The organism is Mycolicibacterium monacense (genome assembly GCF_010731575.1).
GTDB classification, from domain to species: Bacteria; Actinomycetota; Actinomycetes; order Mycobacteriales; family Mycobacteriaceae; genus Mycobacterium; species Mycobacterium monacense.
On the sequence record NZ_AP022617.1, the window covers coordinates 3,809,817 to 3,829,637 of the forward strand.

Sequence of the window (19,821 nt, forward strand, 5' to 3'; positions counted from 1 at the left end):
CAGACACCCCGAAAGTAGGCCGATGTCCGCCCGTAACGACGCGCTGCGTGATGCGCTGCGCCGCTCGGCCTCCGCGCTGCGCGCACACGGCCCCGAGTTCGCGCTGGCGGGCAGCTATGCGCTGTGGGTGTACGGCGGTCCGGAACCGGTGCACGACGTCGACTTCGTCGTCGCCGAGGAGGACACCGAAGCGGCGGCGCTGACGCTGGAGAAAGCCGGGTTCCGCATCGAGCGCACGCCGGAGGACTGGTTGTTCAAGGCGTGTGTGGGCGACGACTTCGTGATCGACGTGCTGCACGCGCTCAACGGCAATCCGGTGACGGCGCGAGATGTGGCCGCCGCCGATGAACTCGACGTACTGGCGATCCGGATGCGGGTGCTGCCGCCGACCCATGTGCTGACCGAGAAGCTCAACTCGCTCAACGAGCACAACTGCGACTTTTCGGCGCTGCTGCCCGCCGCGCGTGCGGTGCGGGAGAGCGTTGACTGGGACACGGTGCGGGCGAACACCGCCGAGAACCCTTACGCGAGTACGTTTCTGGTGCTCACCGACCGGCTCGGCATCACGTCCTGACGGCGCGGCGCAACCGGTCGGCGATGGTGCCGACGGCGGCGATCACCTCGGGCGGTTCGAGCACCTCGAATTCCGCACCGGCGACGGCGAAGTAGAGCGCCATGCGTTCGGGGTCGTCGGCGCCCGCGGTGACGATGCATGCGTCCGGCCCGTCGGCCTCGATCTGCGCCGAGGCGGGCGGGAAGTGCGCGGCGATCACGTCGACGGGCGCCCGGTAGCGCACGCGCGCGACGTAGCGGTAGGGCGAGGTGGCGATCGAGCGCCGCACGTAGTCGGCGGCGTCGGGCGCCTCGCGCGGCCCGAAGGTGGTGCCCGCGGCGGTGACGTCGGCCATCCGGTCCAGCCGCAGGCTGCGCCAGTCCTGTTTGTCGCGGTCGTAGCCGAGCAGATACCAGCGCCGCCCGGTGGTCACCAGCTGATAGGGCTCGAGCCGGCGCTGGGTGGCGTTGCCGGCGCGGTCGACGTATCCGGCGCTGACGTGTTCATGGTCGCGGCAGGCGCGGGCCAGGGTCATCAGCACCTCGGGGTCGACGACCTCGGTGGTGTTCGACGTGAGGGTGACGGTCGCGTCGTGGACGGCGGACACCTGCGAGCGCAGCCGGGCGGGCATCACCTGGTCGAGCTTGCTCAGTGCGCGCAGCGCCGACTCCCCCACCCCGGCCACCGAACCGCCGGCGGCCAGCCGCAGGCAGACGGCCATCGCGACGGCCTCGTCGGGATCGAGCAGCAGCGGCGGCAGGGCCGCGCCGGCGCCGAGTTGATAGCCGCCGCCATGGCCCCGGCTGGCCGCGACGGGGTAGCCGAGGTCGCGCAGCCGGTCGATGTCGCGGCGCACGCTGCGGGTGGTCACGCCGAGCCGCTCGGCCAGCTCCTCACCGGACCACACCCGTCGCGACTGCAGCAGCCCGAGCAGCTGCAGGACCCGGCTGGTCGTTTCGGACATGCGCCCAGCCTGCCAGAGTCATAGGACAGTATTGGTCCGCTGATTGTCAGAGGCCGACGACGCGGCTCCACACCGTCTGGCAGCTCAGCCTGGCGTCGTCGACGGCCGCCGCCGAGACCTTGGAGGCCTGGTAGAAGCTGCGTTCGATCATCCAGCACAGGGCTCGGGCCAGGGCCGGGGCGTCGCTCGGCGCGTCTCCGGACGGCACGCCGGCACGCTCGAGGACGGCGGTGATGGCGTCGATGGAGATCTCCGCGGCGCCGGACCACAGCCGGTCGATGTCGGGCACGGTCGCGCTGAGATCGACGGCCATCCGCATCACCGGGCCGTGCTCGAGCCAGAGGTCGGCGGTGCGTTGCAGCGCAGCCGCGATCACCTCGGGCACGGGCCCGGTGTCGGTGCGCGCCGATGCGGCGCGCTCGTTGAGGACCTGCGAGGTGCGCGCCACCAGGGCGGTGAGCACTTCCTGTTTCGATCCGAAGTAGAAGTACAGCGCCCCGCGGGTGATCCCGGCGGCCGCGGTGATGTCGCTGACGGTCATATCGGCGTGGCCGGCGGTGGACAGCAGTTCCTCGGCGCCGTCGAGGATCTGCTGCTCGCGCACGTCACCCCGGCGCACGGTGGGTGCGGATCGACGTGAGGGCCAGGGCTTGTCCACGGCCTCCCCTGAAAACGTTCACCGTCGCCGAAATCCGTACTGCGCGCGAGGCTACTCCACCGCCGATCCGCCGCGTTACCGTAGTCGGGTGACTACCGCACCTGGTGGCCCGACCGATGCGGGGGCGCGTATCCGACCGATCGTGCTGTCCCATGCGGCCGACCTGTTCGCCGAGCGGGGGCCGGCGGCGACCACCCTGCGCGACATCGCCGCACGCTCAAAGGTCAACGCGGGATTGATCTTTCGTCATATCGGAAATAAAGAAGCCGTGGTGGCGGCGGTGCTCGACCAGCTCGCCGACGACCTGATCGCCGCGCGGGATGCCGGCTCGTCGCGCGAGGAGGTCGAGGCGCGCGCCGAACGCAGCTGGAAGGTCATCGCCCGCGCGCTGCTGGACGGGTACGACGTCGGACGGCTTCAGCACGGCTTTCCCAATGTCGAGCAGCTGGTCGCGGTCGCCCGCGAACGCCAGGGCGACGAGTATGCGGCGCGGGTGGCCACCGCCGACGCGCTCGCGCTTCAGTTGGGGTGGCGGCTGTTCGGGCCGTTCCTGCGGGCGGCGACCGGGTTGGACGATCCGCACGCCGGTCCGGTGCCCGAGCCGCCGCCGGATGTGCTCGGCGATCATCTCGCCGACCCTCGTGGGCTCCAGCGGGAGTGAAAAATACTGCCGGGCAATCAGGTTGCCCGATGGCGCCGCGCCGCCGACACGGCCAGCCAGAGCGCTGACATGAGGAAGTAGAAGGCCCCGAAGGCGGCGTACGGGGCGATGTCGGCAACGCTGGGCGTCTCCGGCGCACCGGCCTTGACCAGGAACATCGCACCGGCGGCCGCGGACTGCGCACCGCTGACGACCATCAACCACTGGGCGCCAACGGTTTTCCAGCGTCGGACGGCGGTCGCCAGCTGCAGCAGACCCGACAGCGCGGCCCAGACGCCGAACACGCCCAGGACCGCGTTCAGACTCGCCACGAGTGCGACGGCCACGGCCACGGTGGTCAGGACGCTGACGGCGGCATTGAACGCCTGGGTCGGGTTGCGTCGCAGACCGCCGTTCTGCCGCGCGTCGGCCAGGTTGGCGAGCGCGTCCCACGCCGGGTAGATCAGCAGCAGGACACCGGCGACGGCCGCCGATCGCGGTCCGATGGTCACTGCCGCGGCGACCCACAGCAGCGAGACGGCTCCGCGCAGTGCGTAGTAGGACCTCAGCCAGGTGTCGGTGGCGGTGATGAGGGGCATGTCGCCTCCAGCTCGATTCGGGACCCGGCGTGTAGCCGGATGACTACAACGCACTGTAGTCATCTGACTACAGTCATGCCACCTGGAATATTCTTAGTTGACGCAGTGCTGACTGTAGTCGTCGCTACGTCAACTAACCCATTCGAACGGAGTAAACGATGCGGACCATCCTCATCACCGGAGTGAGCTCAGGCCTGGGGCGCGCCTTCGCCGCAGGCGCCCTCGACGCCGGTCACCGGGTCGTGGGCACGGTGCGTAAAGCCGAGGACGCCGAGGCGTTCGAGGCGCTGTCGCCGGGACGCGCACACGCCCGACTGCTCGATGTCACCGACGACGAGGCGGTCTTGCGCACGGTCGCCGACGTGGAGGCGACCGTCGGCCCGATCGACGTCGTCATCGCCAACGCCGGCTACGGCGTGGAAGGCGTCTTCGAGGAGACGCCGCTGGCCGAGCTGCGGGCGCAGTTCGCCACCAACGTGTTCGGCGTCGCCGCCACGTTGCAGGCCGCACTGCCCGCGATGCGGGAGCGCCGCTCGGGCCATCTGATGGCGGTCACGTCCATGGCCGGCCTCATGGCGGTCCCCGGGATGTCCGCCTACTGCGCGAGCAAGTTCGCCGTCGAAGGCATGCTCGACCTGCGAAAAGAGGTGGCCCAGTTCGGGATTCATGTCACCGCGATCGAGCCGGGATCCTTCCGCACCGATTGAGCCGGACGCTCGATGACGCGGGCGGATCGCTCCATCGCCGACTACGACGAGCTGTTCGTCCCGATCCGCAACGCGCGCCTGGTGCTGGGCTCCGACGCCCTCAGGCTCATCGCGGCGGCCAGGAGTGCGGTCGACGACGACATCCGGACCTGGGAGGACCTCTCCCGCAGCACCGATTTCCCCGACGGAGCACAACTCGTCAGCTCATAGGACAACAACTGTCCTATAGCGGTGCGACGCTATAGACATGGATCTCACCGAGCAATTGGTCGACCAGTTGGACTTCCACTGGACCCAGGCGTTGCGGCCCCGCCTGGACGGCCTGTCCGACGACGAGTACTTCTGGCAGCCGGTGCCGGACTGCTGGACGGTGCACCCCGACGGCGGCATCGACTTCAGCTATCCGCCACCGCAACCGGAGCCGTTCACGACGATCGCGTGGCGGATGGCGCATGTGATCGTCGGCGTCTTCGCCATGCGCAGTCATTCGCATTTCGGCGGCCCGCCCGCGGACTACCAGTCGTGGCGCTACGCCACCGACGCCCCGACGGCGCTGCGCCAACTCGACGAGGAGTACGCCCGCTGGATCGCCGGCGTGCGCACGCTGGACGCCGACGCGCTGGCGCGGCCGTGCGGTCCGGCCGAAGGCCCCTACGCCGACTACCCGATGAGCGCGCTGGTGCTGCACATCAACCGTGAAGTGATTCACCACGGTGCCGAAATCGCTTGTATCCGAGATCTTTACGTTCACACCACCACGAAGGAGAAGCACTGATGCCCGGACTGCCCCCACCTGTTGCCGACGAACGTCAGAACCTCACCGAGTTCCTCGCGTTCAACCAGAACGCGTTCTTCGCGGTCGCCTACGGGTTGACCGACGAGCAGGCCCGTTCCACCCCGTCGGTGAGCGCGCTGTCGATCGGCGGTCTGATCAAGCACGCGACCGGTGTGCAGCGCAGCTGGGCGCAGCGGATCGTAAGTGCGCCGGAGTTCCCGCCGCCGGATCCGCGGCCGGTCGAGGAGCAGATGCAGGAGTATCAGGACGAGCATGTGATGCGTGAGCACGAGACGCTCGAGGCGCTGCTCGACGCCTTACGCGCGCAGAACGCCGAGACGCTGCGGGCGCTGCGCGAGGCCGATCTCGACACGCCGGTGCCGGTGCCGCACGACGTGCCGTGGTTCCCGAAGGACGTGGATCACTGGTCGGTGCGGTGGGTCGCCCTGCACTTGATCGAGGAGCTGACCCGCCACGCCGGGCACGCCGACATCATCCGCGAGTCGATCGACCGGGCGACGATGTACGAGTTGATGGCGGCCTACGAGGAGTGGCCGGAGACCGATTTCCTCCGGCGCTGGCGGCCGACGCAACCGGCCTGATCCCGCGAGACCTTTCCCCGCGAGCAGACGCAAATGTCCCCATTTACCGGCGTTTTCGGGGACATTTGCGTCTGCTCGGCGCGAAAAAGTCAGCGGTCGAGCACCAACCGCAGCGCGTAGTCGACGACGGCGTCGAGGTCGTCGCCCAACCGGCCGGCCAGCCACTGCTGCGCCAACTCGGCCATCGCACCGGTGTACATCGCGGCGCCGACCTGCGCCGCAACGGGATCCGTGCCCGGGTGCAGCCGCCACCCCTCGACCAGCACCGCCTCGCGGAGCAGGTCCTGGGTGGCGGCGCGGCGCGCGGCCAGCACCGGATTGGCCCGCGCGTCGGTGAACAGCACGCGCCCGCGCCGCGGGTCGGCCGAACTGAACCCCAGCACCGCGGCCATCCCGGCGCGGGTGCGCTCCCGCAGCGACGATCCGGCCGCGGTCATCGCGGCGTCGACGTCGGCGGCCAGTTGCGCGCTGACCTCGTCGTACAGCGCGCCGAGCAGGTCGTCGGTGTCGGCGAAGCTCTCGTAGAAGTAGCGGGTGTTGAGCCCGCATTCGCGGCACACCGAGCGCACGGCCAGCGCGGCCTCCCCGCCGGTGCCGAACAGCCGCAACGCCGCGTCGATCAGCAGCGCGCGACGTTCGGCGCGCCGGTCGGTCAGCGGCACGCCGGCCCAGCGGGTGGGTGTCGGCATCCGTCAAGCGTACGTGTCGAGACGACATCTGGTCACGGATGTAGCCAAAGCGGTAGGCTGGGTACACCCGTCGCCAGACTGCATCAGGAGGCCGCACAGTGGACATGCCGCACGAGATCCTCACCCAGTGGTTACGCGGCCGCATCGACTACGGCGGCATGCGGCGCAACTACTTCCGTGGGATGGAGTTCGCGGCCCCGCTCGGCGACCCCGGCTGGTTCGGCCCGAAAAGTGCGGTGTGGCATGTGCATTCACACATGGAGGCGTTGATCTTCGGCCTGCAGTGCGCGGCCTACATCGAGCGCCTCGACCCGAGCATCTTCTGGATGGGCATGCACCACTCCCGCCTGGTCGAACGCGACGAGAGCGGCACCGCCACCGGACGCCTCGACCCCGCAGGCGCGATGGTCCGCCTCGGTCATTCGGTGGCGTTCTTCATCGGCACGGCATACGGGTCGACGGAGACGGCCGAGAAGCTGGCGACCACCGTCCGGTCCATGCACCACACCATCAAGGGTGTGCGCCCCGACGGGCTGCGCTATGACGCCGACGATCCGGACTGGCTGCGCTGGAACTACGCCACCGTCGTGTGGGGTATCGCCACCGCGCACGAGCTCTACCACCCGAACCCGTTGCGCGGCAAGGATATCGACCGCTACTACGGCGAGTTCGTCCGCGTCGGCCACGCGCTGGGCGGCACCGACCTGCCCGCCACCAAGGCCGACACCGCCGAATGCCTCAAGTCCTACCTGCCCCGCCTGGCGGTCACCCACGGCACCGCGATGGCCACTGGGCCGAACGTCGGCCTGCCGCAGAACATCGTCGACTGGGCGATCCGCGACACCATGCCGAAGTGGGCCAAACAGCTCATCCAGCACAAGGACCCCAACATCCTCGAGCGGACGGCACGGCGCACCGCGGTGTGGGGCGTCATCAACGGCCTGCACGCCGCGGCCGGTCCGGCACCGGAGTTCCAGCAGGCGCAGGCGCGGGTCAAGGGCGGCACCACCGTCCCGCACACCGTGCCGACCTACGTCCTGGGCTCCGATCCGGAGCTCAGCCGCGACGAGATCGAGCACAGCTTCGCCTGAGCCCGCACTGCTGTGACGTCAGATTGACCATTGCTCTGACATCACTTTGATGTCACTATGGCGTCATGGATTTGCAGCCGTACGTCGACAACGTGCGCCACGAGCTCGCCGTGGCCGCCGCGGCCGGCGGCCCGGAAGCGCAAGCGCTGGCCGAGCGGCTCACCGCACCCTTGGATTCCGCCCTTCGGTTGGCACTCCTCGAAGTGCTGTCCGAGGCCGCCGAACACCTCACGCAACAGTTGGCGCCGGGATCGGTCGAGGTGCGCCTGCGTGGCCGGGATCCGGAGTTCGCGGTGGCGGCCGCCCCCGACCCCGAACCGGAACCCTCTGTGCCGCCGCCGCCTGACGCCGACGACGCCGGGGGCACGTGGCGCGTGACGCTGCGCCTGCCGGAGAACATGAAACCCGCCGTCGAATCGGCCGCCCGGCGTGCCGGAGTGTCGGTCAACACCTGGCTGGTCCGCGCCGTGTCCGGCGCCTCCAGTGACGCGACGCCCACGCGGCGACCGAGATCGCAGACCGACAAATCCTTCAACGGCTGGGTTCGCTGAACCTCACGAAAGGGAGACACAGATGCCGGAATTCCACACCCCCGACCCCGTCACCGCCGTCATCGACGTCGTCGCCGGTTCAGTGCACCTGGCAACAGGCGAACGCAGCGACACCGTGGTGGAGATCCGCCCGAAGGATCCTTCCCGCGCCTCTGACGTCCGGGCGGCAGAACACGCCCGCGTCGACTTCCGGCACGGGAAGCTGACCGTCTCCGCCGGACCGAAGTTCGTGGCGCTCGGCAGAGGCGGCGCCGTCTCCATCGACGTTGCGATGCCGGCACATTCGCGGCTGCAGGCCTCGTCGGCCTCCGCCGGCTTCGACTGCGACGGCGTTCTCGGCGACTGCCGGTTCTCCTCGGCCGGCGGTGACGCACGGTTCGACGTGGTCGAGGGAAAACTCAAAGCCGACACCGCCTCGGGTGACATCACCGCGCGAAGCGTGACGGGCAACGTCACCGTCTCGACGGCATCGGGGGATGCGACCATCGGTCGGCTCGACGGCGATCTCGGATTCAAGGCCGCCAGCGGTGCATTGACCGTCGAACGGCTGCGCGGCACGGTGCGGGCGCAGACGGCCTCCGGAGACGTCTCGGTCGCCGCGGCCGTCAGCGGCGCCGTCACCGTGACGACCGGTAGCGGCGACGTCGGGCTGGGCATCCCGGAAGGCACCGCGGCCAGGCTGGATGTCCACACCCGCTCCGGCGCGCTCTCCAGCACCCTCGACGTGTCGAGCGGTCCCGCCGACGACGACGAGACGCTCACCGTGCACGCCCGCACGGGTTCCGGCGACATCACCGTGCGCCGGGCCGTCGGCATCGCCAACTGAGGCGCTACTCGCAACCGTTGGGCCGCGCGACGGACAGTCGTGGTGGCCGCTCGACGGAGATCTCGCCACCGGCCGACCGCGACTGAGCGCACACCACCCAGTCCGTCAGGTTGATCTGCTCGTAGGGAGTCCCGTCGCGCGCTTGTTCATCTCAACACCTCCCAAAGTGGTACGGATCACAGCCCGTATACCCCTCAATCGGTCAAGTGCTGCACGCGCTTGCGGTGAACCCTGCCGCCCGCCAACATGATCAGTTACCGTTCAGACCCCGCATTTTGAATAACTGTTGTTCTTCCAAAGTGGTTTTGTCAGCGCTCACAGCTATTGTTCGGGGTCCGATTGCAGTTGCGGTAATCGTCGAGGGGGAATCGTGGCAACAGTTGTGGATCGGTACCGGGAGACGGCGCGACGGCGGCGTCGGCGCGCCGAGCGGGCGAATCGGCGCCTCGACATCCAGGGTCTGCGGATGGTCGCGGTGCTCGCGGTGTTCGCCCACCACCTGTGGGGCTGGCCGGGCGGCGGGTTCGTCGGCATCGACGTCTTCTTCGTCGTCTCCGGCTTCCTGGTCACCACCAGCCTGATGTCAGCCGACACCGCTAAGCACTTCTACTGGACCCGCGCGCGCCGCATCCTGCCCGTCGCGGCCGTCGTCCTGGCCGCCACCTACGTCGCGTCGCTCCTCGTCCTCGCACCGGCCCGCGCCCAGTCCGTCGGCAAGGACGTGCTGTTCGCGCTCGTCGGGGTGGCGAACTGGCAGCCTCCCGCCGAGGACTCCCCCACCGCCCACTTCTGGGCCCTGTCGGTCGGCGAACAGTTCTGGCTCGTCTGGCCGCTGCTGCTCCTGCTGGTCGGCCTGCTCAAGGCGCGCAGGGCAGCGGTCGCCGCGACGGCCGTCGTCACCGCAGCCTCCTTCGCGTGGGCGCTGTACGAAACGGCGGGCAATCCCGCGGACGCCTACCTCGACACGTTCGCCCGCGTGTGGGAGTTCGGCGTCGGCGCGCTGCTCGCCATGGCCGCGACTCAACTCGCGCAGATCCCGCACACCGTGAAACCGCTGCTGTCCTGGGCGGGCCTGCTGCTGATCGTCGCCAGCATGGTCGTCCTCGGTGAGGCCGGCTTCCCGGCGCCGTGGGCGCTGCTCCCCGTCACGGGCACCGCGCTGGTGCTGGCGGCCGGTGTCGGCGGCGAACCGCGGTTCCAGCCGGTCCTCGGCAACCGGGTGAGCACCTACGTCGGCGACCTCTCCTACGCGCTGTACCTGGTGCACTGGCCGGTGATCGTGCTCCTCGCGGCGCTGATGGACCGCGGGCCGTACTTCGACATCTGCGCGGTGGCGTTCGCGTTCGGTCTGGCAATCGCCTGCCACCATTTCGTCGAAACGCCGCTACGGCACGCCAGCAGGGATGCGTTCCGTCAGGCCCGAAAAGACATGGAGCGCGGCCTGTTCCAGGTCGAGCGCCGGACCCGGTACGCCGCCGTCGGCGCGCTGGTCCTCATCGCGATCGGGCTGTGCGCGTTCGCCGCGCGGCCGGACGCCTACCAACCGCACAGCTCAACCCAGCTGACCGGCGGATTGTGACCCGGGGCACACGCTTTTTCGCCTCACCGCGCATTTTGCAACACTGGAAGCCATGAGTGCCACGCGAAAGACCCAGCACCGAGAGGTGGCCAGGCTGGACCGGGTGCCGTTGCCGGTCGAGGCCGCACGCTTCGGCGCGACCGGGTGGCAGGTCACCCGCACCGGCGCCCGCGTCGTCACGAACCTCCGCGGACGCGGCAGCCTCTCGCAAAAGATCGTCAAACAGGTCCCGCAGACCTTCGCCGATCTCGGCCCCACCTACGTCAAGTTCGGGCAGATCATCGCATCGAGTCCCGGCGCGTTCGGCGAAGGGCTGTCCAAGGAGTTCCGCAGCCTGCTCGACCGGGTGCCGCCGGCCAACCCCGAGCAGGTCGCCAAGCTGCTGCGGGAGGAACTCGGCGACGACCCGAAGAACCTCTACAAGAGCTTCGACGACACACCGTTCGCCTCGGCGTCCATCGCGCAGGTGCACTACGCGACGCTGCACACCGGCGAAGAGGTGGTCGTCAAGATCCAGCGTCCGGGCATCCGCCGACGCGTCGCGGCGGACCTGCAGATCCTCAAGCGCGGCGCCCGACTGGTCGAGTTCGCAAAGCTCGGCCAGCGGCTGAGCGCCCAGGACGTCGTCGCCGACTTCGCCGACAACCTCGCCGAGGAACTCGACTTCCGCCTCGAGGCGCAGTCGATGGACGCGTGGGTGTCGCACATGCACGCCTCGCCGTTGGGCCGCAACATCCGGGTGCCGCAGGTGTACTGGGATCTGACCAGCGAGCGGGTGCTGACGATGGAGCGGGTGTCGGGTATCCGCATCGACGACGCCGCGGCCATCCGCAAGAAGGGTTTCGACGGCACCGAACTGGTCAAGGCGCTGCTGTTCAGCCTGTTCGAGGGCGGGCTGCGGCACGGCCTGTTCCACGGGGACCTGCACGCCGGCAACCTCTACATCGACGACGACGGCAAGATCGTCTTTTTCGACTTCGGCATCATGGGCCGCATCGACCCGCGCACCCGGTGGCTCCTGAGAGAACTGGTGTACGCGCTGCTGGTCAAGAAGGACCACGCCGCGGCGGGCAAGATCGTCGTGATGATGGGCGCGGTCGGCACGGTCAAGCCCGAGGCCCAGGCCGCCAAGGATCTGGAGAAGTTCGCCACCCCGCTGACCATGTCGACTCTGGGCGATATGAGCTACGCCGAGATCGGCAAGCAGCTGTCGGTGCTCGCCGACGCCTACGACGTGAAGCTGCCGCGCGAGCTGGTGCTCATCGGTAAGCAGTTCCTCTACGTCGAGCGGTACATGAAGCTGCTGGCGCCGAAGTGGCAGATGATGAGCGACCCGCAGCTGACCGGGTACTTCGCCAACTTCATGGTCGACATCAGCCGCGAACACAAGGAACGCGACGACGAAGAGCTGGAGGTCTGACGGTGCAGATCCGCGAAGGGAAAGCACCGTCGGGCGAAAAGGTGCAGATCCACTACGAGGACATGGGTGACCCCAACCACCCGGCCGTGCTGCTCATCATGGGCCTCGGCGCGCAGCTGACGTTCTGGCGTGAGGACTTCTGCCGCAAGCTCGTCGACCAGGGGCTGCGGGTGATCCGCTACGACAACCGCGACGTCGGGCTGTCGACCTACTTCGACGGTCAGCGCACGAAGGGTTCGCAGATCGGCAACATGGCCCGGTCGCTGGTCGGCAGGCCCAGCCCAGCGCTCTACACGCTCGAGGACATGGCCGACGACGCCGCGGCGCTGCTCGACCACCTCGACATCGACTCCGCGCACGTGGTCGGCGGCTCGATGGGTGGGATGATCGCGCAGATCGTCGCGGCGCGGCACGCCGAGCGGACGAAGACGCTCGGGGTGATCTTCTCGTCGAACAACCAGGCGTTCCTGCCGCCGCCCGGGCCGCGGCATCTGCTCGCGGTCATCACCGGACCGTCGCCGAACTCGCCGCGCGAGGTCATCATCGAGAACTCGATCAAGGTCAGCAAGATTATCGGCAGCCCGGCCTATCCGAAGTCCGAGGACGCGCTGCGAGCCGACGCCATGGCGTTCTACGACCGGGCGTTCAACCCCGTCGGTGTGGCCCGGCAGTTCAACGCGATCACCGGCACCGGCAGCCTGCGCAAGTACAACAAGCAGACGAAGGCGCCGACGGTCGTCATCCACGGCAAAGCCGACAAGCTGATGCGGCCGACCGGCGGGAAGGCGATCGCGAAGGCCATTCCGAACGCCCGGCTGGTGCTGTTCGACGGCATGGGTCACGAGCTGCCCGAGCCACTGTGGGACGACATCGTCGGCGAACTCAAGACCACCTTCGCCGAACGGCCCTGACCAGCAACAAACTTTTGGCGATTGGGTTGGTGGCATCTCGTCCGTTACCATCACCAGTCGAGCGCAGGTGGGCCGTTGCGGCCGTCGACGATGACGCAGACAAGGCCCCCACCCGCTAAGGAAGGCACCACCATGGCCCCATCGGGCAAATTGAAGCCGCATTTCGAAGACGTCCAGGCCCATTACGACCTGTCCGACGACTTCTTCCGGCTGTTCCTCGACCCCTCGCAGATGTACAGCTGCGCGTACTTCGAGCGCGACGACATGACGCTGGAGGAGGCGCAGCGCGCCAAGGTCGACCTCGCGCTGGGCAAGCTGGGTCTGGAGCCCGGGATGACGCTGCTCGACGTGGGCTGCGGCTGGGGCTACACCATGATGCGCGCGGTCGAGAAGTACGACGTCAACGTCATCGGCCTGACGCTGAGCAAGAACCAGCACGCGCACGTCGAACGGATCTTCGCCGAATCGGACAGCCCGCGCAGCAAGCAGGTGCTGCTCAAGGGCTGGGAAGACTTCGATCAGCCCGTCGACCGGATCGTGTCGATCGGGGCGTTCGAGCACTTCGGCCGCGACCGCTGGGACGACTTCTTCACCACCGCCTACCGGGTGCTGCCCGAGGACGGCGTGATGCTGCTGCACACCATCACGGCGCTGACGATCCCGCAGATGATCGAGCGCGGCATCCCGCTGACGTTCTCGGTGGCGCGGTTCATCAAGTTCATCCTCACCGAGATCTTCCCCGGTGGCTATCTGCCGACCATCGACCTCGTCGGTGAACACGCCGGCAAGGCCGGGTTCACGTTGACGCGTGAGCAGTCGCTGCAGCCGCACTACGCCAAGACCCTGGATCACTGGGCGGCGGCGCTGGAGGCGCACAAGGACGAGGCCATCGCGGTGCAGTCCGAAGAGGTCTACGACCGCTATATGCACTACCTGACCGGGTGCGCGGACGCGTTCCGCAAGGGCTACACCGATGTCAACCAGTTCACGCTGGTGAAGTAGCCGGTCCCACAGCAAAGCTTCGAACTATCGCGGGCGTCAAACAGCTGGCGACCGGGTTGACCGACACGTGCCGGGGTGGCCTGAAGGCCGTCCGGGGACGGGTAGGGTGCGGGCAACCGAACAAACGGGTAACGACGAATTGACCTGTCGCGAGGAAGGCCAACAGCGGACTATGTCTGACAACTCAACCAGTAGTACCGAGGAGCTGCGGCCGCACTTCGAGGACATCCAGGCGCACTACGACCTGTCCGACGATTTCTTCGGGGTCTTCCAGGATCCGACGCGTAAGTACAGCTGCGCGTTCTTCACCGGCCCGAACGTCTCGCTGTCGGAGGCGCAGATCGCCAACATCGATCAGCATCTGGACCGGCTGGATCTCAAGCCCGGGATGACGCTGCTCGAGGTGGGCTGCGGCTGGGGTATGACGATGAAGCGGGCGATGGAGCGCTACGACGTCAACGTCATCGGCCTGACGCTGAGCAAGAACCAGCAGGCGTACTGCAACCATCTGCTGTCGCAGGCCGACAGCGACCGCACGTTCGACGTGCGGCTCGAAGGCTGGGAGCAGTTCCACTCCCCCGTCGACCGGATCGTGTCGATCGAGGCGTTCGAGCACTTCGGGTTCGAGCGCTACGACGACTTCTTCAAGACGTGCTTCGACATCCTGCCCGACGACGGCCGGATGACGATCCAGAGCAGCGTCGGGTACCACCCGTACGACCTGCAGGCCCGCGGTAAGAAGCTGACGTTCGAGCTGGCGCGGTTCGTGAAGTTCATGATCACCGAGATCTTCCCGGGTGGGCGCGTCCCGACCACGCAGATGATGGTCGAGCACGGTGAGAAGGCCGGGTTCGTGGTGCCCGAGACGCTGTCGCTGCGCAACCACTACATCAAGACCCTCGGCATCTGGGCGAGCCGGCTCGAGCAGCACAAGGAGGCCGCGATCGCGGCCACCGACGAGGAGAACTACAACCGGTACATGAAGTACCTGACCGGTTGCCAGTACTACTTCATCGACGAGAGCATCGACGTCAGCCTGGTGACCTACCTGAAGCCGGGCGCCGTCGCCGCCTGATCTGGTTTACGAAGTCGCCCCGCCACTTACGAAGTGGCGGGGCGGTTTTCGTCGGTTCAGGTGCTCAGCACTTGTTGGGGCGGTTGACGCCGACCCCGGTCCACGATTTCGCGGTGAAGGTCGAGCCGGCCCTCGGTGACTGCCAGCAGACGGTCCAGTTGGTCAGGTTGAGGACCTCCGTGGGACCGGACTCGTTGCTGTACTCGAGCTCCGGGCCTTCGCCGTCGGTCGCTGCGGTGTAGGCCTCCTGGGCAGCCGCGAGGTTCATCCCGCGGAGGTCCGGCATGGTCCACCGCGTCGGTTGCGCCATGGCGGGTGGTGCGCTCAGAACCGCCGACATCACGAGTGCGGCCGCACCGGCGGCCATGCGAGTTTTCATGCGATCTCCCCTTTGAGAATCTCCCCTACGGCCACGGTAAACGACGGACCGGCCGTCACCGGGGCGTTTCGAATACCCGCGCTGACCGGTTCCACCACGTGAGCGGGCCGGAAATGCCGAACCGGTCAGGCCGCGGCCTTCTCTTCGGGTGCCGCGGTGTCGGTCTCGGGATCGGCGTCCTGACCACCGTCGGTGATGTCGGCATCCTCGGCGTCTGCGTCGAGGTCCTCGGCGCCGTCGTCGGTGACGTCCTCTTCCTGCTCGAGGTCGTCTTCCTCTTTGGGGTCCTCGTTCTGCAGGTCCTCGTCCTCGACGAGTTCGTCTTTGGGTTCTTGCTGAAGACTCTCGTCGTTCGACTCCTCTTGAGGGAGGTCGTCGGACTGGCCCTGCTCGTCGGTGCCTCCTGCGGGGTCGCCGTCCAGGGTCTCCTCGACGAGCGGTGTGTCGATATCGGCGACCTGCTCGACGGTGGTGAGCGGTTCCTCGTTCGAATCCGCGGCCAGCCGGCCGAGCGCCTCTCCCGCCGCCGATAGTTCGTCGGCCTCGCTGTCTGCCGGCGCGGGAACCGGGACCGCGATCATGCTGCCGCCGTTGAAGGCGTCTTCGATGCCCTGGACGATGGCTTCGACGAAGTCCACCGAGAACTGGATGGGATTGAAGGTGAACGGGTTGAACGGCAGGATCGACAGGTTTCGGGCGATGCCCGGGTTGGCCTGGCGGTCGTAGCCGAGGTCGATGAGCAGTTTGGTCACCGGCTGCAGCAGCCGGATGACGGGTTCGACGAATGCGGATGTGCCGGTGGCGTTTCCGATGTCGACGAGCGGCATGAAGATCGGCAGGGTGCCGCGCTGCGGGATGAGCACGAAGGTGGCGTCACCGTGGACGCGCTTCGGTGCGGCGGCGATGGCGGCGGCCAGGCTGGCGTCGTCGTAGCCGTAGGGCATCGCGTCGGTGGGCCCGTTGCTGTTGGGGTCGAGGTAGTAGCCGTGGACGTACTCGAATGCCATGAGCGCGTTGAGCATTGCCAAGGGGTTGCCCCAGTATTGCGGGGCGTCGCCGACGGGGTCGTACTCGAAGGAGTAGTTGGTGCTCTTGACGCCGATGTCGGTCGGCAGCTGCGGGCCGAAGGACACGTTGAGCAGCGGGATGTAGCGCAGGAAGCTCAGCCGCGACCAGAGACCGAGCGGGTTGTTGATGTTGCCGATGGTGACGACGGTGATGCGGTCGCGGGTTTCCTCGTCGAGTTCGGCGATGTCGTACATGGCGCGGGAGACGACGGCGCCACCCTGGGAGTAGCCGAAGACGGCGATCTGCTCACCGGCGTTGGTGCCGTCGGCCAGGACGGTGGCGAGTTGGGTGTTGAGGTTGGTGACGCCCTCTCCCACCGATTTGTTCCAGGTGTCGCACGTCAGGCCGGGGCACCAGCCGGGCAGCGGGATGGGCCAGAAACTGGCGGGATAGTCGACGCCGAGAAGATCGCAGCCGTTCAGAGAGGTGCAGTCGACACCTGACGGGTCGATGAAGCGGTCGGCGGCGTTCTCCTTGTATCCGGTGACCGTGCCGATGTTGTGGGTGCCGGTGCCCGGGACGATGAGCGCGATCGCGCCGAAGGCAAGCGCCGCCGCGAACGTGGACGCGATCCAGAGCACGACGGTCGCGACGAGCGAGGTGATGACCAGGATGCTTGCGTTTGCATACTTACGCATGGGGAAACGATCACATATCCCGAGGGTGAGTGGGCCTAATTAACATCACAACTGTGCGTGTCAATCGAGGCGCCCGAAAGACGGTCGCTGCAAAACCACTACGCCGTGACGCTGGGGATCCCCGCCGGAGTGCTCGAGCGATCGCCGACGACGACGAGGAGGAGGACTACAACCGGTACATGAATACCTGCCCCCGGTGCCGGTACTACTTCGTTGACGAGGCGCGCGACGTCATCCGGGCGACCCACCTGAAGCCGCGTGCAGTACCCCCTGATCCGACATACGGAGCCGCCCCACCACTTTCGAAGCGGCGGGGCGACCTTCATTTGGTGTCAGCCGGTCAGCACTCGTTCGGCCGCTTAACGCCAACCGCAGGTTTCGATTTCGCCGTTAGGGTGGCCCCAGCAGCCGGATCCTGCGAGCATATTGTCCAATTGGTGAGATTGATAATCTCCCCGACGCCCGCCCAGTTGATCGGACGAAGCGCTAATCCGCTGCCCTGCGTCGCATCGCCAAAGACCTTCTCCGCCCTCGCCAAGCTCATCCCTTTGATGGCGGGCATAGACCACTTAGATGGCGCGGCCATCGCAGGTGGAGTGCTAACCGCCAACGACAATGCGAAGGCGACGGCGCCCGCTGCAAAACGAATCTTCATGAGTTCCCCTCGTCAAATCCCCACGGCCACGGTAGCTGATTGCGTGGTCGCTTCCCAATCTAGATCAGTCTGATCCCTTTCGGCCGAGTCATTTCTGCGCGATGACGCCGAGGCGCGCGCAGCAGCGAAGGTGCGACCCGAAGTCCGACGGTCGCGATCGAAAATTCGACGGCGAGCGGCGCTGCCCTCGCCGGCGCTTGCATGCCTAATCAATTAACATCGCTCCGACGAGCAGGCATCGATTAGCTGCAACACAGTCGACCCCCGGTCGTGGGAGTCGACGCCTCGATTCAGCGCAATAGCGGTATGAAGTATGCGACATCTCCCCCGACTTACAGGCCACAACGATCCAGCGCACATGCCCTAACTGCTAAGGCGTCCTCGCACGAGTCTTATCGGGGCAACGTAACGCCGGCCGGTGCGACAGCTTGAGCCTGCCGCGGAGGGCAACCGCAAGGCACTGACCTCCCGAAACAGAGTATCGCGCGGTCGGCTCGCCTGTTCGCAGGTGTCCGTGAACCAGTGTAGTTAGCGTCGGACCCGACGGTGTGTCACGATGACGCCGTGCGGGGGATAATTCTGGCCGGTGGTTCGGGCACGCGGCTGCATCCAATAACTCTGGGGATTTCTAAGCAACTCGTCCCTGTGTACGACAAACCAATGGTGTACTATCCGCTGTCCACGTTGATGCTCGCCGGCGTCCGTGACATTCTCGTGATTACAACGCCCCACGACGCCGAAGGCTTTGCACGCTTACTGGGTGACGGGTCACAGTTCGGTGTATCTATCACCTTTGCTCAACAGCCCTCGCCGGATGGCCTGGCGCAGGCGTTCGTTATCGGTGCCGACTTCATCGGTGCAGAACGTGTAGCACTGGTACTCGGAGACAATCTGCTATACGGGCCCGGTCTTGGCAACCAACTCGAACGCTTTTCTAGCGTCTCTGGCGGCGCCATCTTTGCGTACTGGGTAGCCGAACCCTCTGCTTACGGTGTAATCGAGTTTGACCACAATGGCGCGGCCGTATCTCTGGAAGAGAAGCCAAAGCATCCGAAAAGCAACTATGCCATTCCAGGGCTGTACTTTTATGACAATGACGTGGTCGAAATCGCACGTAATCTGACGCCGAGTGAACGCGGCGAGTACGAGATCACCGATGTCAATCGAGCTTATCTCGTAGAGAGACGGCTACAGGTGGAGGTATTACCCCGCGGGACCGCTTGGCTGGATACGGGGACGTTCGATCAAATGACTGACGCCGCCGAGTACGTGCGCACAATGGAGCGACGCACCGGACTGAAGATTGGAGTGCCGGAGGAGATCGCTTGGCGGAAGGGCTATCTGACGGACGATGAGTTGAGGACCCGAGCCGAGATGCTCGTAAAGTCCGGCTACGGCACTTACTTGCTGGACCTTCTCGCCAGGGGGCGCTGATGTCGCGCTTGCTAGTAACTGGAGGAGCTGGCTTCATCGGTTCGAACTTTGTCCATCATGTTATCGAACACACCGATTATGACGTCATTGTGCTGGATAAACTCACCTACGCGGGAAACTTGGCGTCGTTGTCTGGGCTGCCGGAAGCGCGAGTTCGCTTTATTCAAGGCGACATCACTGACGCGTCGCTAGTCGACGACCTTGTACCCACCGCCGATGCGATCGTGCATTTCGCTGCAGAGACGCACAACGATAACTCTCTGCACAACCCAGAACCTTTTTTGCAGACCAACATACTCGGCACTTTCAGCCTATTAGAGGCGGCGCGCAGACACGAAACACGCATCCACCATATTTCCACCGATGAGGTCTATGGGGATTTAGCGTTGGATGCGCCAACAAGGTTTACCGAAATCACTCCATACAACCCATCGTCGCCATACTCGTCAACCAAAGCCGGCAGCGATCTATTAGTCCGGGCGTGGGTACGGTCGTTTCAGGTGGAGGCAACCATATCAAACTGCTCGAACAATTACGGGCCGTACCAGCACGTCGAGAAGTTTATTCCTCGGCAGATCACAAATGTGCTGCGCGGAATTCGTCCCAAACTCTACGGCCAAGGCCTGAACGTGCGCGACTGGATTCATGTTGATGACCACTCTTCAGCAGTATTGCGGATCCTCGAAAACGGCAAAGTCGGTGAGACTTACCTCATCGGCGCCGACGGCGAAAAAGACAACAAGACTGTGGTAGAAATGATCCTTTCCCTGATGGGTCAGCCATCGAACGCGTATGACCAGGTAACCGACCGGGCTGGCCATGACCTACGTTACGCAATCGATCCGACCAAGTTGCGCGAAGAGCTCGGCTGGCAGCCGCTGTATCGCGATTTCGAACAGGGTCTTATAGCGACGATAAAATGGTATCGCGAACATGAAGACTGGTGGGCGCCCGTCAAGGGCGCAACTGAAGCATTCTATGCGAAACTTGGACAATAATCACAGG

General features: G+C 66.3%; 22 protein-coding genes. 16 read left to right on the top strand and 6 right to left on the bottom strand.

The window, feature by feature from the left end; genetic code table 11:
* Positions 1 to 22 precede the first annotated feature (22 nt).
* Positions 23 to 574: a nucleotidyltransferase family protein gene (locus tag G6N49_RS18310; RefSeq protein ID WP_011854794.1), complete on the top strand. Its 552-nt coding sequence runs from the start codon at positions 23 to 25 to the stop codon at positions 572 to 574.
* On the opposite strand, the gene G6N49_RS18315 is transcribed toward G6N49_RS18310, so the two are convergent.
* Both G6N49_RS18315 and G6N49_RS18320 read right to left on the bottom strand, forming a co-directional pair.
* Positions 564 to 1,517, bottom strand: coding sequence for a helix-turn-helix transcriptional regulator (locus G6N49_RS18315; protein WP_083045546.1), 954 nt, complete (start codon positions 1,515 to 1,517; stop codon positions 564 to 566). The genes G6N49_RS18310 and G6N49_RS18315 overlap by 11 nt on opposite strands.
* A gap of 46 nt (positions 1,518 to 1,563) precedes the next feature.
* Entirely contained in the window at positions 1,564 to 2,175 is a 612-nt protein-coding gene (locus G6N49_RS18320) for a TetR/AcrR family transcriptional regulator (RefSeq protein ID WP_011854792.1), read from the bottom strand.
* Positions 2,176 to 2,263: 88 nt separating this feature from the next.
* On the opposite strand from G6N49_RS18320, the gene G6N49_RS18325 reads away from it, so the two are divergent.
* Complete coding sequence (locus G6N49_RS18325) at positions 2,264 to 2,836, top strand: TetR/AcrR family transcriptional regulator (RefSeq protein WP_083045547.1); 573 nt, start codon at positions 2,264 to 2,266, stop codon at positions 2,834 to 2,836.
* Between the two features lie 17 nt (positions 2,837 to 2,853).
* Here the strand turns inward: G6N49_RS18325 and G6N49_RS18330 are convergent, their stop codons facing one another.
* Positions 2,854 to 3,414: a DUF308 domain-containing protein gene (locus G6N49_RS18330; protein ID WP_083045548.1), complete on the bottom strand. Its 561-nt coding sequence runs from the start codon at positions 3,412 to 3,414 to the stop codon at positions 2,854 to 2,856.
* Positions 3,415 to 3,572: 158 nt separating this feature from the next.
* Between G6N49_RS18330 and G6N49_RS18335 the strand changes: the two genes are divergently transcribed.
* Genes G6N49_RS18335 through G6N49_RS18345 form a run of 4 tightly spaced genes read left to right on the top strand, consistent with a single transcriptional unit; the run spans position 3,573 to position 5,498 of the window.
* The gene (locus G6N49_RS18335) at positions 3,573 to 4,121 is read left to right on the top strand and encodes an SDR family NAD(P)-dependent oxidoreductase (RefSeq protein WP_235679534.1); all 549 of its coding nucleotides are present in this window, start codon (positions 3,573 to 3,575) and stop codon (positions 4,119 to 4,121) included.
* Between the two features lie 12 nt (positions 4,122 to 4,133).
* Positions 4,134 to 4,331, top strand: a complete 198-nt coding sequence (locus tag G6N49_RS29915) for a Rossmann-fold NAD(P)-binding domain-containing protein (RefSeq protein ID WP_235679535.1) — start codon at positions 4,134 to 4,136, stop codon at positions 4,329 to 4,331.
* Positions 4,332 to 4,368: 37 nt separating this feature from the next.
* On the top strand, positions 4,369 to 4,896 hold the full coding sequence (locus tag G6N49_RS18340; RefSeq protein ID WP_064875523.1) for a DinB family protein: 528 nt from the start codon (positions 4,369 to 4,371) through the stop codon (positions 4,894 to 4,896).
* Complete coding sequence (locus G6N49_RS18345; protein WP_083045549.1) at positions 4,896 to 5,498, top strand: DinB family protein; 603 nt, start codon at positions 4,896 to 4,898, stop codon at positions 5,496 to 5,498. Before G6N49_RS18340 ends, G6N49_RS18345 begins: the two co-directional genes overlap by 1 nt.
* Before the next feature lie 89 nt (positions 5,499 to 5,587).
* On the opposite strand, the gene G6N49_RS18350 is transcribed toward G6N49_RS18345, so the two are convergent.
* The gene (locus G6N49_RS18350) at positions 5,588 to 6,187 is read right to left on the bottom strand and encodes a TetR/AcrR family transcriptional regulator (RefSeq protein WP_064873812.1); all 600 of its coding nucleotides are present in this window, start codon (positions 6,185 to 6,187) and stop codon (positions 5,588 to 5,590) included.
* 98 nt (positions 6,188 to 6,285) lie between these two features.
* Here G6N49_RS18350 and G6N49_RS18355 point away from each other — a divergent pair, with 98 nt between their 5' ends.
* The 8 genes from G6N49_RS18355 to G6N49_RS18390 all read left to right on the top strand — a co-directional run bounded on the left by G6N49_RS18355 (position 6,286) and on the right by G6N49_RS18390 (position 14,642).
* Positions 6,286 to 7,278 (top strand): oxygenase MpaB family protein, encoded by a 993-nt coding sequence (locus G6N49_RS18355; RefSeq protein WP_083045550.1) that lies wholly within the window; start codon positions 6,286 to 6,288, stop codon positions 7,276 to 7,278.
* Between the two features lie 65 nt (positions 7,279 to 7,343).
* Positions 7,344 to 7,829, top strand: a complete 486-nt coding sequence (locus G6N49_RS18360; RefSeq protein ID WP_064873816.1) for a hypothetical protein — start codon at positions 7,344 to 7,346, stop codon at positions 7,827 to 7,829.
* Positions 7,830 to 7,851: 22 nt separating this feature from the next.
* Positions 7,852 to 8,655, top strand: coding sequence for a DUF4097 family beta strand repeat-containing protein (locus G6N49_RS18365; RefSeq protein ID WP_064873818.1), 804 nt, complete (start codon positions 7,852 to 7,854; stop codon positions 8,653 to 8,655).
* Positions 8,656 to 9,025: 370 nt separating this feature from the next.
* Positions 9,026 to 10,234 carry an acyltransferase family protein gene (locus G6N49_RS18370; protein ID WP_083045551.1) on the top strand — a complete coding sequence of 403 codons (1,209 nt, stop codon included), beginning with the start codon at positions 9,026 to 9,028 and terminating at the stop codon, positions 10,232 to 10,234.
* 52 nt (positions 10,235 to 10,286) lie between these two features.
* Positions 10,287 to 11,654, top strand: coding sequence for an ABC1 kinase family protein (locus G6N49_RS18375; protein WP_011854781.1), 1,368 nt, complete (start codon positions 10,287 to 10,289; stop codon positions 11,652 to 11,654).
* Between the two features lie 2 nt (positions 11,655 to 11,656).
* Positions 11,657 to 12,565, top strand: coding sequence for an alpha/beta fold hydrolase (locus tag G6N49_RS18380; RefSeq protein WP_083045552.1), 909 nt, complete (start codon positions 11,657 to 11,659; stop codon positions 12,563 to 12,565).
* Between the two features lie 132 nt (positions 12,566 to 12,697).
* Positions 12,698 to 13,567 carry a cyclopropane mycolic acid synthase family methyltransferase gene (locus G6N49_RS18385; protein WP_083045553.1) on the top strand — a complete coding sequence of 290 codons (870 nt, stop codon included), beginning with the start codon at positions 12,698 to 12,700 and terminating at the stop codon, positions 13,565 to 13,567.
* A 172-nt stretch (positions 13,568 to 13,739) separates the two neighbouring features.
* Positions 13,740 to 14,642 carry a cyclopropane mycolic acid synthase family methyltransferase gene (locus G6N49_RS18390; RefSeq protein ID WP_041924982.1) on the top strand — a complete coding sequence of 301 codons (903 nt, stop codon included), beginning with the start codon at positions 13,740 to 13,742 and terminating at the stop codon, positions 14,640 to 14,642.
* A gap of 64 nt (positions 14,643 to 14,706) precedes the next feature.
* Here G6N49_RS18390 and G6N49_RS18395 read toward each other — a convergent pair whose 3' ends face one another.
* On the bottom strand, positions 14,707 to 15,021 hold the full coding sequence (locus tag G6N49_RS18395; RefSeq protein WP_064872332.1) for a hypothetical protein: 315 nt from the start codon (positions 15,019 to 15,021) through the stop codon (positions 14,707 to 14,709).
* Positions 15,022 to 15,146: 125 nt separating this feature from the next.
* Positions 15,147 to 16,727 carry a PE-PPE domain-containing protein gene (locus G6N49_RS18400; RefSeq protein WP_083045554.1) on the bottom strand — a complete coding sequence of 527 codons (1,581 nt, stop codon included), beginning with the start codon at positions 16,725 to 16,727 and terminating at the stop codon, positions 15,147 to 15,149.
* 1,219 nt (positions 16,728 to 17,946) lie between these two features.
* Between G6N49_RS18400 and rfbA the strand changes: the two genes are divergently transcribed.
* Positions 17,947 to 18,816: a glucose-1-phosphate thymidylyltransferase RfbA gene (gene rfbA, locus G6N49_RS18405; RefSeq protein WP_083045557.1), complete on the top strand. Its 870-nt coding sequence runs from the start codon at positions 17,947 to 17,949 to the stop codon at positions 18,814 to 18,816.
* Complete coding sequence (rfbB, locus tag G6N49_RS18410; protein WP_083045558.1) at positions 18,816 to 19,814, top strand: dTDP-glucose 4,6-dehydratase; 999 nt, start codon at positions 18,816 to 18,818, stop codon at positions 19,812 to 19,814. Before rfbA ends, rfbB begins: the two co-directional genes overlap by 1 nt.
* The last annotated feature ends 7 nt before the right edge of the window (positions 19,815 to 19,821 follow it).